Annotated in this window: 12 protein-coding genes; 5 read left to right on the top strand and 7 right to left on the bottom strand. The window is 73.4% G+C overall.

Annotated features, from left to right (window positions below):
* Window positions 1-3 precede the first annotated feature (3 nt).
* Complete coding sequence (locus ABZ860_RS16685; RefSeq protein ID WP_357220672.1) at window positions 4-915, top strand: oxygenase MpaB family protein; 912 nt, start codon at window positions 4-6, stop codon at window positions 913-915.
* Here ABZ860_RS16685 and ABZ860_RS16680 read toward each other — a convergent pair.
* The 3 genes from ABZ860_RS16680 to ABZ860_RS16670 are packed head-to-tail and all read right to left on the bottom strand — an operon-like array spanning window position 866 to window position 3,233.
* Window positions 866-1,831 carry a PD-(D/E)XK nuclease family protein gene (locus ABZ860_RS16680; protein WP_357220670.1) on the bottom strand — a complete coding sequence of 322 codons (966 nt, stop codon included), beginning with the start codon at window positions 1,829-1,831 and terminating at the stop codon, window positions 866-868. The two genes, ABZ860_RS16685 and ABZ860_RS16680, sit on opposite strands and share 50 nt — an antisense overlap.
* 4 nt (window positions 1,832-1,835) lie before the next feature.
* Window positions 1,836-2,546, bottom strand: coding sequence for an MBL fold metallo-hydrolase (locus ABZ860_RS16675; RefSeq protein WP_357220668.1), 711 nt, complete (start codon window positions 2,544-2,546; stop codon window positions 1,836-1,838).
* Between the two features lie 42 nt (window positions 2,547-2,588).
* On the bottom strand, window positions 2,589-3,233 hold the full coding sequence (locus tag ABZ860_RS16670) for a DUF6758 family protein (RefSeq protein ID WP_357220666.1): 645 nt from the start codon (window positions 3,231-3,233) through the stop codon (window positions 2,589-2,591).
* 72 nt (window positions 3,234-3,305) lie between these two features.
* On the opposite strand from ABZ860_RS16670, the gene ABZ860_RS16665 reads away from it, so the two are divergent.
* Window positions 3,306-3,713: an NUDIX domain-containing protein gene (locus ABZ860_RS16665; RefSeq protein ID WP_357220664.1), complete on the top strand. Its 408-nt coding sequence runs from the start codon at window positions 3,306-3,308 to the stop codon at window positions 3,711-3,713.
* Here ABZ860_RS16665 and ABZ860_RS16660 read toward each other — a convergent pair whose 3' ends face one another.
* From ABZ860_RS16660 to ABZ860_RS16650, 3 genes are all read right to left on the bottom strand, one after another.
* Window positions 3,714-7,028 carry a hypothetical protein gene (locus ABZ860_RS16660; RefSeq protein ID WP_357220662.1) on the bottom strand — a complete coding sequence of 1,105 codons (3,315 nt, stop codon included), beginning with the start codon at window positions 7,026-7,028 and terminating at the stop codon, window positions 3,714-3,716. It abuts the gene before it with no gap.
* Window positions 7,029-7,163: 135 nt separating this feature from the next.
* Window positions 7,164-8,006, bottom strand: coding sequence for a type II CAAX endopeptidase family protein (locus ABZ860_RS16655; protein ID WP_357220660.1), 843 nt, complete (start codon window positions 8,004-8,006; stop codon window positions 7,164-7,166).
* 358 nt (window positions 8,007-8,364) lie between these two features.
* Window positions 8,365-9,303, bottom strand: coding sequence for a CoA ester lyase (locus ABZ860_RS16650; RefSeq protein WP_357220658.1), 939 nt, complete (start codon window positions 9,301-9,303; stop codon window positions 8,365-8,367).
* A gap of 41 nt (window positions 9,304-9,344) precedes the next feature.
* Here ABZ860_RS16650 and ABZ860_RS16645 point away from each other — a divergent pair, with 41 nt between their 5' ends.
* Window positions 9,345-9,716 (top strand): hypothetical protein, encoded by a 372-nt coding sequence (locus tag ABZ860_RS16645; protein WP_357220793.1) that lies wholly within the window; start codon window positions 9,345-9,347, stop codon window positions 9,714-9,716.
* 19 nt (window positions 9,717-9,735) lie between these two features.
* Here ABZ860_RS16645 and ABZ860_RS16640 read toward each other — a convergent pair whose 3' ends face one another.
* Window positions 9,736-10,680, bottom strand: coding sequence for a DMT family transporter (locus ABZ860_RS16640; RefSeq protein WP_357220656.1), 945 nt, complete (start codon window positions 10,678-10,680; stop codon window positions 9,736-9,738).
* An 85-nt stretch (window positions 10,681-10,765) separates the two neighbouring features.
* Between ABZ860_RS16640 and ABZ860_RS16635 the strand changes: the two genes are divergently transcribed.
* Both ABZ860_RS16635 and ABZ860_RS16630 read left to right on the top strand, forming a co-directional pair.
* Window positions 10,766-11,971 carry a CBS domain-containing protein gene (locus ABZ860_RS16635; RefSeq protein ID WP_357220654.1) on the top strand — a complete coding sequence of 402 codons (1,206 nt, stop codon included), beginning with the start codon at window positions 10,766-10,768 and terminating at the stop codon, window positions 11,969-11,971.
* Window positions 11,968-12,462 (top strand): DUF1003 domain-containing protein, encoded by a 495-nt coding sequence (locus ABZ860_RS16630; RefSeq protein ID WP_357220652.1) that lies wholly within the window; start codon window positions 11,968-11,970, stop codon window positions 12,460-12,462. Before ABZ860_RS16635 ends, ABZ860_RS16630 begins: the two co-directional genes overlap by 4 nt.

The raw sequence follows: 12,462 nt of genomic DNA, 5'->3' as shown, positions 1-12,462 counted from the left end.
GCCATGCCCGCGGCACGCGGCCTGACCGCCCAGCCTCCGGAGTCCGCGACGTGGCTGGTCCACGTCGACCGGACCATGTGGGTGGGCGGCGTGCGCGGCCTGATGCTGCAGGCCCTGCATCCGCTGGCGATGCGGGGCGTGTGGCAGAACTCCAACTTCCGGGAGGACCCCTTCGGCCGGCTGCGCCGTACGGCGGACTTCGTGGGCCGCGTGACCTACGGCAGCCCCGAGGAGGCCGAGGAGATCGGCAGGCGGGTGCGCGCGATCCACCGCACCCTGCGCATCCGCGACCCCGACACGGGCAGGACCCACCGGGTGGACGAGCCCGAGCTGCTGCTGTGGGTCCACTGCGCGGAGGTGATGTCCTACCTGGAGGTCGTCCGCCGTGCGGGCGCCCCGATCACCGACCGGCAGGCCGACCAGTATCTCGCGGAGCAGCGGCACAGCGCCGCGTACGTCGGGCTCCACCCGGAGGACGTGCCCGGCTCGGTCGGCGAGATGAACGACTACTTCGCCCGGATGCGGCCGGTCCTGCGGGTCATCCCCGAGTCGGCCGCCGCCGTGCGGTTCCTGCTCTGGCCGCGTCTGCCGGAGAGCATGCGCTTGCTGTCCCCGGCCAAGCCGGTCTACTTCCCGTTCGGCGCGCTGTGCTACTACACGCTGCCCGACTGGGCCCGCCGCCTGTACGGCGTGCTTCCCGAGGTGCCCCAGATCACGGTCACGGCCGCGTTGCGGGCCTTCCGGCTGACCATGAACTCGATCCCCGACTTCGTGCACCAGCAGGTGCTGGACGAGGGCACCAGGGCGATGCTGCGGGCCTCGCGCGAGCGCCTGGGCGCCGCCGGATACGACGTCGGGAAGGGCCTCAGGGCGCTGGTCGATCCTCGCCGCCGTCCCGGCCCTGCGCGGGGCTGAGGCCGGAAGAGCCCGGCGTCTCGGCCAGGCCGTCCCAGGGGAGCCGGTCGGGCGAGGCCGCCCGCCCCTCGGGGCAGTGGCGGCGGAAGTCGCACCAGGAGCAGATGGGGCCGGGTTCGGCCGGGAACAGCCGGTCGATCTCGGGCGGCACCGCGAGCGCCCCCGCGCCCTCCTCCCGTCTCGGTGCCGGAACGGCGCGCTTGGCGGGTCCGGCCCACGCGCGGTAGGCGTCGTCGGCGTCGGCCGCCTCCGTCGCGATGTCCTCGGCCCTGCGCAGGTGACGGGCGAGGGACTCGTCGGTGTGCTCCCACTCCGCGACCGTCCCGGTGGGCAGGTGGTGCAGCTCCACGCGGTGGCAGGCCCGGCGCATCATGCGGGACGAGGCGATCGCGTAGACGGCCAGCGCGATCGAGGAACGGGCGTCGTCGGAGGTCGGCGGGCGGCGGCCGGTCTTGTAGTCGACCACGACCAGCTCGTCGCCGCGCCGGTCGAGCCGGTCCACGCGGCCCGAGACGGCGATGACCGACGTACGCGTGGCGACGGTGCGCTCGACCCCCACCGGCTCGTCACCGGGGTCGAGCGTGGCGACGTAGGAGGACACCATCTCCCGGGCCCGCTCCCGCCACGCGGCCGACTGCTCCTCGTCCCTGAACCCCTCGCGGATCCAGCCGTTGGTGAGCAGCACGGCCGCCATCACCGGCGTACGCCGGTCGTACGGCTCCCGCCACCATGCGGCCAGCGCGTTGTGGACGGAGGCCCCCACGCTGTTGTGCGCCCACGGGGGCCCCTTCTGCGGGGCGGGCCGGTCGAGATAGGTGAAGCGGTAGCGACGCCGGCAGTCGAGCCAGGTGTTCAGGCGCGACGGCGTGCAGGTGTAGAGCCGCCTCGGCATGCCGTCGAGGCCGAGCTGCTCCACGGCCCTACTCGTCGAGGTTCAGCTTGATGCCGGACGCCCCGGTGCCGTCCACCAGCGGCGGCGCCGCGTCGGCCTCCTGGGCGCCGGTCAGCGACCCCGAAAGCCAGCGGTCGAACTCGGGCTCCAGGTCGCCGATCTTGCCCTCCTCGCCGTGCGCGGGCAGCACCCTCGTCTCGTGCGGCAGCGTGAACAGCCGCTCGCCGATCGAGGTGAGCTGGTCGGCGAGCGCGGGGTACTCCCCGCCGAGCTTGCCGGGGCCGTCCATGAGCAGGGTCTTGCCGGTGAAGACCGCGCCGAGGCCCTCGCAGTAGAGCGAGACGCCGCCCGGCGTGACGCCCGGCGTGGAGAGCACCTCCAGCTCGACGTCGGCCACGGAGAACAGCCCCTCGTCCTCCATGTCGATGTCGGGCCAGGTCTCCTCCCAGGTCTGCCGCCACAGGCGCTTGTCCTTGGGGTGGACGGCGATCACGGCCTCGTCCCTGGCCGCCACCTCGATCGCGGCGCCCACGTGGTCGGGCAGGCCGTGGGTGCAGATGACGGCGAGGACCTCGCGGTCGCCGACCTTCTCCAGGATCTTGTCGGCGTCCCGCGCCGGGTCGACGACGATCACCTCGTCGTCGTCGCCCACGATCCAGGTGTTGTTCTCGACCTTGTGCTCGTCGCCTTCGATGTCCACGAGGCCCGAGGTCACCACTCGTTCGATGCGCGCTGTCACGGCTCAGAACCTTACTATCCCTCGCGCTTCGGACCCGCCGTACTACAGATCCCCGTCGAGGCGCGGCGAGAAGGCGCCGAAGGGCAGGTCGAGCGCCTGGTCCTGGTCCCGCAGGTCACGCAGCGACAGGTTGGCCAGCGCGATGAAGCAGCCGGCCTCGACGGGCCAGGCGACCGTCCACAGCCAGTTGCCGAGGGCCTCGCCCACGTAGACTGCCCGGTCCTCCGGCACTCCCCGCCCGGCGCACCACAGCGCCGTCGGATGGCCGCGTGCGTCGATCTTGGCGTGCGGGGGGCCGGCGTCGAAGCCCGCTCCGGGGTCGGGGCCCGGCAGCCCGGCGTACGCGGCGCCGAGACCGATGCCGGGTTCCTCTGCGATGAGCAGCATGTCGGCGGGACCGTGGGTGACCGACGGGCCGGAGAGGGCGACGACGCTCGCCCTCATTCCGGTGCGGTCGTCACCCACCTCGCCGAAGCCCGTCACCAGCCATCCGGAGGGCAGCGGCCACGGAAGCCAGACGGGCACCCTGGACGCCTCGCACAGGGCCTCAAGAGCGGCCTGAGAGGGCCGCCGGGGCGGCTGGAAGGGCAGGACGTCCCCGTGAGCGGCGCATCGCCAGGAACTCGACCAGACGTTCGGTTCGTGTAGCGGCCCGAAGCACCGCGGACATGTTGGCGCGGTTCTCACAAATATTCACGGTGCTTCCGTGATGTCCGTACGTCAAGAGTCTGCCCGTTATCTAGTCGTAATCTTGGTGATGTGCGGTGCATCAGATGTGTGGGCGCGATCGTCGCCGACGCCGAGGGACGCCTGCTGCTGGTGCGGCGGGGCCGCCCTCCCGGCGAGGGGCTGTGGTCGCTGCCCGGCGGCAGGGTCGAGCCCGGCGAGACCGACGAGCAGGCGCTGCGCCGCGAGCTGCGCGAGGAGACCGGCCTCGACGTCACCGTCGTACGGCTCGCCGGGACCGTGCTGCGGCCCGCCCCCGGCGGCGCGACCTTCGAGATCCACGACTACGTGGCGACCGCCTCCGGGGTCCCGGTCGCCGGGGACGACGCCGCCGACGCCCGCTGGTGGGCGCCGTCCGACCTCGTACGGCTCCCGCTGACCGACGGCCTCATCGACGCCCTCACCGAATGGGGGGTCGTCTCCGGGATCACCGCTCCGTGATCATCGCTCGGTGACCGTGCTGCGCCAGATCGTCAGGTGGTCGTCGGCGTAGCCGGCCGACCTGCCGATGGCCACGACCCGGTCGCCGGAGACCGCCACCGCCCCGAGCCACTGCGCCCCCTGGCCGCCGAGCCCGTCCTGGGTGAGCGTCTGGCGCGACCAGTCCACCCCGTCCTCCGACACCCAGGCGGCGCTGTCGGCCTCGCCGCCCTCCGCGGGCGACCGATGCGATCCGACGGCGACCAGTCCCCGCCCGGTCGCGGTCAGGTCGAGCACCGAGGCGGCGGCGTCGGCGGGCAGCATGCCGTACTCCCAGCTCGCGCCGTCGTCGGTGGACAGCGCGGAGAACGGGCGCGGGCCGTCCTCGGTCATCGCGGTGCCGGCGACCACCACGCCGGCCTCGGTCGCGACCACGTGGCGCAGCCCGGCCGAGGTGGTGTCGGGCGGCAGGACCCGGCCGCGGGCATTCCAGTTGAGCCCGTCGGAGGAGACCCAGACCACTCCCGTCTCGCGGTCGGCGGTGCCCGACCCGCCGACCGCCATGAACCCGTCGGGCGTGACCGTGACGTCGTGGAGGCGCACCCCCGCCCCTCCGGCCGGCATGCTGCCCGGCGCGGAACGGGTGAACCGCTTGAGGTCGGGGCTGAACCACAGGGCCGGCAGCGTCCCCGTGGCGGACCGGTCCTCCCCCACCAGGACGTAGCCCTTCGGCCCGGCGGCCACCACGCCGGGCGCGAGCAGGAAGTGGCCCGCGGGCACCTCGATCGCGGGACCGGGCCGCCAGCTCTTCCCGTCGGCCGAGGTGACCAGCAGCGGCCGGGTCACCGCCGGGTCGGTCGTCGTGCTGCCGACCGCGAGCCATCCCCTGGGGCCGTGCGCCACGCCGCTGAGCGCCTGGCGTCCCGGTCCGCCCAGCAGGTCGGGGAACGCCGCGTCCTTCCAGTTGGCCCCGTTGTTGCCGCTCGTCCAGATCGCGGCGTCGCCGTTGGCCGCGCCCACGGCCACGAACGTGCCGCCGGAGGCGGCGACGTCCGCGGTGTCCCTGGCGAGCCGGTTGAGCCCGGCGATCTCCTTGAGCGGCACGGCGTGCGCCGCCTCGCCCTTCCCCGCGGTGATCAGCACGGGGAGGTTCTCCACGTCGCCGGGCCCGCGCTTGTCGCCACCCGCCACGAGGACACCGGCGTCGGTGACGGCCAGCCCGCGCAGCGTCCCGGGAATCGCACCGAGGTCGGCGCTCCTGGTCCACTTGTGCCCGTCCTGGCTGGTGTAGACGGCGTACCGCTCCCAGGCCGACTCGGCGACCGCCGCGACGCCCGCCGCCGACGCCGCCAGGCCGCGCACGCCCGTCCCCTCCGCGCCGAGCGGCCCTATGGTGCCGCACTGGCTCCAGTCGGCGCCCTCGGGCGAGCAGTAGACCCGGACCTCGCCGCCGTCCGACTTCTGCCGGGTGGGCACGAGCACGAAGCCCTTCCCGGTCACGGCCAGCGCGCCGGGCTCCGCTCGTACGTCCGCCAGGGCCGCGGCCGTGCGCAACCAGGTGCGGCCGCCGTCGTCGGAGCGCAGGACGACCGAGATGGTGTCGCCCGAGCCCGGATCGGCGAGCGCCACCACCCGGTCGCCCCTGGCGGCCACCGCCCGCATCGCCCTGACCTTGTCGGGGGTGCCGATCTGGTCGGTGTCCACCCTCGTCCAGCCGACGCCGTCGGGCGACACCCAGGCGACCGGGCCCGCCGTGCCGTCCCGCAGGGTCGTGGCGCCCACGGCGAGGAAGCCGGTCGCGGTCCGCGCCACGTCGGTGATCCTGTCCTGGCTCCAGAACGCGGTCAGCCGGGCGGGGTCCACCGCGGTCCAGGACCGGCCGTCGGAGGAGACCCACATGCCGCGCGCGGCCGGGCCCGCCGAGCCGGGCGCGTCGGTGCCGACGGCGAGCCAGCGGCCGTCGCCGCCCGCGACCCTGCCGACCGCCCCGGGCGCGGACTCGTACCCGGGGGCGTCGGCGACCCGGCCCGTCTGCCAGTGCGCGCCGCCGTCGGCGGACACGAGGAACAGCGGCCGGGCGAGCGGGCTCGTCGTGTCGCTGCCCGCCGCCACCACCGTCGCGCCCGCCGCGGCGAACGCGGTGAGCACCTGGCTGGAGCCGTTGCCCGGCAACCCGGGCGCCGAGAACGCCGCGTCGCCCGACTGGCCGTCGCCGGCCGCGAGGCGCAGCCCGGCCGTGGACGGGCCGCCAGCCCACCTGACGACGGCCACGCCCAGCACGGCGGCCGCGACGAGGACCACGGCGATCACCGCAGGGGCGACCATCCGGGGTAAGCGCGGGGGGAACCGCCGGACCGGCAGCACCCGCCTGTGGCGGCGTCCCCCACTCCCCCGGGGCGGGCCGACGGCCACGAGCACGTCGGGACGGGCCGGGCGGCCCCCCGGCGGGCGCCCGATGCGCTCGACCGGCTCGACCGGCTCGACCGAGGGATCGTCGCGCTCGGGCTCGACCGGGATCTCGGGGCTCATGCGGATGCCGCCGGGCTCTCCCCGGCCGTGACGGGAGGCGGGCTCGGGCGGCGTGTGCGCCCACACGTGCTCCCCCCGCTCGCCAGGGTCGTGCCGGCCGGGGTCGTGCTCGCGCAGCGGTCCCGACGTAGGGGTGTCGATTTCGGGGGCGCCGGGCCCGTCCGGGTTCTCGCGGGGGATCTGGGCACGCCGCCGCCGGGGCGGGCCGGAGGCGACCAGCTTGTCCGGCCGGTCCACGATCCGGCGACGCCGGCCCTCCTCCTGGCCAGGTGACTCCTGGGCCGTCTCCCCCGACCTGGCACCCTCGCCATGCCAGGTCGTGGAGGCGTCCGCGGGGCCGGGCGGGCCGGTCGCGCCCGCGTCGCCGGGCTCGCCCGGGTCCTCGGGACTTCGTCCGCCGGAGCGGCTGTGGCGCGGTTCGCCCGTCCCCTGTTGCCCCGTCCCGTACGGCGCGGCGTACGGCCTGCGGCCGGTCCTGGGTGCGCGGTCGCGCCGTGCTTGCGGCTCCGGCCCGCCGCCCGCGTCCGGGCCGGGGCGCGGAGCCCAGATGCCGCCGCGTAAGTGTGGCTCGCCCGAGTCCGGGTCGCCGACCTTGCGGTACGGCCGGGTGTCCTCGTCGTCTCTTGTCTCGCCCGCGTCGTCCTGTGCCGCGTCATCGGAAGCCGCGTCATCGGGTATCGGGGCCGCGAACGGAGGCAGCGCCCACGGGGACGGGCCGGGCGGCCGGTGATGCAGCTCCGGTGGTGGCACGGAGGAGGGTTCGCCGGCATCGCGCCGGCGGTCGCGCTCGTGGGGGCCTGAGGCCACGCTCAGTACCTCCTCCCCGGAGAGGTCAATCCGGACCGTTCCACCTGTCGTACGGCAAAGCGATCACAGTGATACCCCATCACGAATCCAGAGCAACACGGGAAGAGCGCGCGAGCCATACCTCTCTAGTGAGATTTATCGGGAGAGAGTCTGAATTGCCCACTTTCGGGCGATTATCAGCACGCCGATGCCGAAAATCGCGAACTGGACGGCCGATCCGATCAGCGCCTCCCAGGGCACCTCGCCCTGCTCCATCGCGCTGCCCATGTCCCCCGAGGCCGCGACGACTCCGAACGCCATGATGTTGTTGGTCGCGTGCAGGGCGATCGGCGCCTCCAGCCCGCCGGTGCGGACCGCCAGCCAGCCCATGAGCATGCCGAACGCGAAGACGTAGACGATTCCCCAGCCCGTGTAGCCGTGCGAGGCGGCGAAGGCCGCCGCGCCCACCAGGATCGCCGGCCACGGAGTGCGCAGGTACGCCCCGAATCCCTGGATGATCCATCCGCGGTAGGCGTACTCCTCCGCCGCCGACTGGAACGGCACCAGCAACAGGATCACGATGACGGCCGGGAGGAACTTCTCCCAGCCCGCCCAGTGGAATCCCGGATCCACCCCGGCGGACATCAGCGTCCCCGCCTCGACCGCCTGGCCGAGCACGACCGCCACCAGCGCGACCAGCAGGCAGGCCCCCAGCCACCGCCACCGCAGCCGCAGGGCCACCGACGACAGCGACCCCGGCGGTCTTCGCTGGAACAGCCACGCCGCGCCGAGCACCAGCGGCAGCAGCAGTGCGATGACCCCCAGCTGGAATCCGAGGTCGAGGACGGGGTCGGCGAACAGCCGGGTCCCCGTCCGCACCATGGGCACGCCGGTGAAGAGCGAGACCACGAAGGCCACCAGGCCGAGGAGGATCGAGAGCGCCAGGAAGGCCACGATGATCGCCGCCGTACCGAGGATCGGCCGCCACCAGCGGTGCAACGGCGTGCGGGCCAGGCGGTCGTACCGGGTGCCGGGCGAGGGCGGGACGTCCCAGCGGGTACGCGGGGGCGGCCCCCACGCATAAGGACCCGCATAAGGACCCGGATAAGGACCCGGATATGAGGGCCCCGAATATGAAGGGCCCGGATATGAAGGCGCCGGATATGACCACTGCGGCTGGACCGCAGGGTGTGGCGCCGCGGGCGGCAGCGGCTGCGGCGGACCGGCCGGCCAGGCGGTCCCGCCCGCGTACGGCCCGGGCGCCAGGTAGGGACCGGGCAGCTGGTTCGGGCCGGCGGCCTGATCCGGGCCCGGCTGTGGTTCGTTCATATGTCCATTCTTCGCGTGCCGCGGGTGATCAGCTGGGCGGGGTGAAGGAGCTGGACCGGGGTAGGCCGGCGGCGCGGCCCTTGGCCGCCACCACGAGGGCCATCTTCCGCGACGCCTCGTCGATCATCTCGTCCCCCAGCATGACCGCGCCCCGCTTCTCGACCGTCGTGTAGTACTCGTACGCGTCGAGGATGAGCTCGGCGTGGTCGTAGTCCTCCTGCGACGGCGAGAACACCTCGTTGGCCGCCTCCACCTGCGACGGGTGGAGCACCCACTTGCCGTCGAATCCGAGGGCGGCCGACCGCATGGCCACCCGGCGGAAGCCGTCCAGGTCGCGGATCTGCAGGTACGGCCCGTCGATCGCCTGGAGGCCGTGCGCGCGAGCGGCCATGAGGATGCGCATGAGGATGTAGTGGTAGGCGTCCCCCTCGCCGTACCCGGGGGGCTGCTCGCCCACGACGAGCGTCCGCATGCCGATCGAGGCCATGAAGTCGGCCGGGCCGAAGACCAGCGTCTCCAGCCGGGGCGAGGAGGCGGCGATGTCGTCGGCGTTGACGAGGCCCCGGGCGTCCTCGATCTGCGCCTCGATGCCGATGCCGCCCTCGGGCAGGCCGGTGGCCCGCTCGATCTGGCCGAGGAGGGTGTCGAGCCAGGCCACGTGGGAGGCGTCCGCGACCTTCGGCAGCATGAGGCAGTCGAGCCGGTCGCCGGCGCCTTCGACCACCTCGATGACGTCCCGGTAGGTCCACCGGGTGGTGAGGTCGTTGACGCGGACGACGACCGTCTTGCCCGTCCAGTCGCCCTCCCTGAGCGCGGCGACGACGTTGCGGCGCGCCTCGTCCTTCGCGCCGGGGGCGACGGAGTCCTCCAGGTCGAGGAAGACCTCGTCGGCGGCGAGCCCCTGGGCCTTCTCGAGGAAACGCGGATTGCTGCCCGGCACCGCCAGGCACGAACGTCGAGCGCGCATGGGCACACCGTAGCGTGGTGAATAGGCTGGGACGCGTGAGCATGGCGGTGATCGAAGAGGGCGCGAAGAAGTCCAACGTGCTGTGGCTCGGCCTGCCGTCCGGGGTCCGGCTGGCCTGGCATGTGTGGCACGACGGCGCGGTCTACGTGGTGACCGGCGGAGGGGAGCAGTCCCTCCCCGGGCTGGCCGAGCTCGCGGCCGGGCGCGGCGAGGTCGAGGTCGTGCTGCGCAGCAAGGACAACGGCGCCGAACTCGTCCGGTTCCCGGCCGTCGCCGAGGTGGTGGACCAGGCGGCCGCCCCGCAGGCCGTGGCCGCGCTGGCCAAGGAGCGCCTGAACGCCCGCGACGCCGCCGGTCTGACCGCCCGCTGGGCCGAGGGGTCCACCGTCGTACGGCTCACGCCTCGCGCCTGAACCACCCGGCGCCTGACCCTCACACGCGCACGGACTCGGCCGCCTCGGCGGCGTGGTGCTCCGAGCCGAGCCGTACGGTCGCGGTCTGGGCCAGCAGGGCCCCGGCGAGCACGATCACGCCTCCGGCGATCTGGGCGGCTCCCAGCCGCTCGCCGAGCAGCACCCAGGCGATCACCGCCCCCGCGATGACCTCCATCGAGGCGACCGTCGCCCCGACCGCGGCCGACAGCCGCCGCACGGCCGTGACCCCGGTGGCGTAGGCGACCACGGTGGCCACCACGACCAGCACGACGCCGGCCGCGGCGACCGGCACCGTGTGACCGGAGACCTCGACGGCGCGGCCGAACGCCGGCCAGTCGATGTTCCAGGGCCGGGAGAGGGGCAGCAGGACCACCGCCGAGCCGAGCATGCCCCAGCCGATCAGGCCCAGCGTGTCCACGTCGTCCCCGAAGGAATCGCTCATGAGGAAATATCCGGCGCAGCAGGCGGCGGCGAGCAGAGCGAGCAGCAGCCCGAGCGCGTCGAGGCGCAGCCCCTCCCAGACCTGCACGACGATCGCCAGCCCGGCGACCGCGATCAGCGCCCCCAGGTAGGCCGAGCGCGGCAGCCGCAGCCGCCGGACGAACCGCACCCACAGGACCACGATCACCGGAGAGGTGTACTCGATCAGCAGCGCCACGCCGACCGGCAGCCGGGTGATGGCCATGAAGTACAGGGCCTGCACGGCGGCCACGGCGACCACGGCGTACGCCGCGAAGAACAGCAGGCGGTCGCGGGGGATGCGCAGCGCGCGCGGCCTGACGGCGGCCAGGATCGCCAGCAGGAGCACGCCGGCCCCCGCCATACGGACCCACACGGCCTCCAGGGGCGTGAGCCCCGCCGTGCCGAGGATCTTCGCCATCGGCCCCGAGAACCCGAAGCAGAAGGCCGAGACGCCCGCGATCGCCAGGCTGACAGCCCTCATCGTCACCTGCCCATGTAATTACCAATAAACGGCTTTGATCCTGTCATAACCCGGAGCGGTCCGCATCCTTGCGTAACCTGACAGAGTGGATCGGATCTTCGTGGCCCGCCTGGCGGGGCTGGCGGTCTTCGACCCGGCCGGCGATCAGATCGGCCGGATCCGGGACGTCGTCGTCTCGCTGCGGGGACCGCTGCTCCCCCGGGTCCACGGCTTCGTCGTCGAGGTCCAGCCACGCCGCCGGGTCTTCCTGCCGATCACCAGGATCACCAGCATCGAGGCCCGCGCCGTCATCTTCACCGGCAAGCTCAACATGCGCAGGTTCGAGTGCCGGGACGCCGAGACGCTGGCCATCGGGGAGATGCTCGACCGCACCGTCGAGTACAAGGGCCAGCGGGTGACCGTACAGGACCTGGCAATGGAGCAGCCCCGGCCGTCCGACTGGCTCATCACGAAGGTCGCGGTACGCCGCGGGAGCCGGCGCAGGGGCGAGACGCTGATCGTGGACTGGGACGAGGTCAGCGGCTTCACGGGGATCCAGAAGGACCAGGGCGCGGCCAACCTGCTCGCCGTCTTCGAGGCGCTGCGCCCGGCCGACCTCGCGAACATGCTGCACGAGCTGCCCACCAAACGGATGGCCGAGGTCGCCGCCGCCCTGGACGACGACCGGCTCGCCGACGTCCTGGAGGAGCTGCCCGAGCGCGACCAGGTGCTCGTGCTCAGCCGGCTGCACCGCGAGCGCGCCGCCGACGTGCTGGAGGAGATGAGCCCGGACGACGCCGCCGACCTGCTGCAGGAGCTGCCCACCGAGCAGGCCGAGGGGCTGCTGCGGCTCATGGTGCCGGAGGAGGCCGCGCCGGTCCGGCGGCTGCTGACCTACGGGGAGTTCACCGCCGGCGGCATGATGACGACCGAGCCGGTGATCCTCCCGCCGACCTCGACCGTCGCCGAGGCCCTCGCGCACATCCGCCAGGAGGAGCGCCCGCCCGCCATCGCCGCCCAGGTGTACGTCACCCGCCCGCCGAGCGAGACGCCGACCGGGCGCTTCCTCGGGGTGGCGCACTTCCAGCGCCTGCTGCGGGAGCCGCCTTCGACGCTGCTCGGCAGCGTGATAGACATCACCGTGGACCCGATCAGGCCCGAGCTCACGGTGCACGAGGTGGCCGCGTACCTCGCGACGTACAACCTGGTCGCGGTCCCCGTCGTGGACGAGCTGTCCCGCCTGCTCGGCGCGGTGACCGTCGACGACGTGCTCGACCACATGCTCCCCGAGGACTGGCGGGAACGCCCATGACAGAACGTCTCGACCAGCCGCGCGAACTGACCTACCGCCTGCGGCTGTACTACGACCCCGAGGCGTTCGGCGAGTTCTCGGAACGGTTCGCGCGGTTCCTCGGCACGGCGCGGTTCATCGTCTACATGACCGTGTTCGTCGCGGTGTGGCTGCTGTGGAACGTGTTCGCGCCGTACAAGTTCGACCCCTACCCGTTCATCTTCCTGACCCTGATGCTCTCGCTCCAGGCGTCGTACGCCGCGCCGCTGATCCTGCTGGCGCAGAACCGGCAGGCCGACCGCGACCGCATCCAGTACGAGCAGGACAGGATGTCGGCCGAGCGCAACCAGGCCGAGATCGAGTACCTCACCCGGGAGATCGCCGCCCTGCGGATGGCGCTCGGCGAGGTCGCCACCCGGGACTACATCCGTTCGGAGCTCCAGCGTCTGCAGGAGGAGCTGACCGAGGCCGGGACCAGATCACGTGGGGCGGGTTCGGAGGATTCCCGCTGA

The sequence above is a fragment of the Microbispora sp. NPDC046973 genome, assembly GCF_040644495.1.
GTDB lineage: Bacteria > Actinomycetota > Actinomycetes > Streptosporangiales > Streptosporangiaceae > Microbispora.
Note: the sequence above shows the minus strand (reverse complement) of the source record. Positions and strands in the feature narration are given on the sequence as shown.

Coding starts and splice junctions, on each gene's coding strand:
- ABZ860_RS16685 (WP_357220672.1), top strand. CDS start 4: ATGCCCGCGGCACGCGGCCTGACCGCCCAGCCTCCGGAGTCCGCGACG.
- ABZ860_RS16650 (WP_357220658.1), bottom strand. CDS start 9,303: ATGCGCGCTCGACGTTCGTGCCTGGCGGTGCCGGGCAGCAATCCGCGT.
- ABZ860_RS16645 (WP_357220793.1), top strand. CDS start 9,345: ATGGCGGTGATCGAAGAGGGCGCGAAGAAGTCCAACGTGCTGTGGCTC.
- ABZ860_RS16640 (WP_357220656.1), bottom strand. CDS start 10,680: ATGAGGGCTGTCAGCCTGGCGATCGCGGGCGTCTCGGCCTTCTGCTTC.
- ABZ860_RS16630 (WP_357220652.1), top strand. CDS start 11,968: ATGACAGAACGTCTCGACCAGCCGCGCGAACTGACCTACCGCCTGCGG.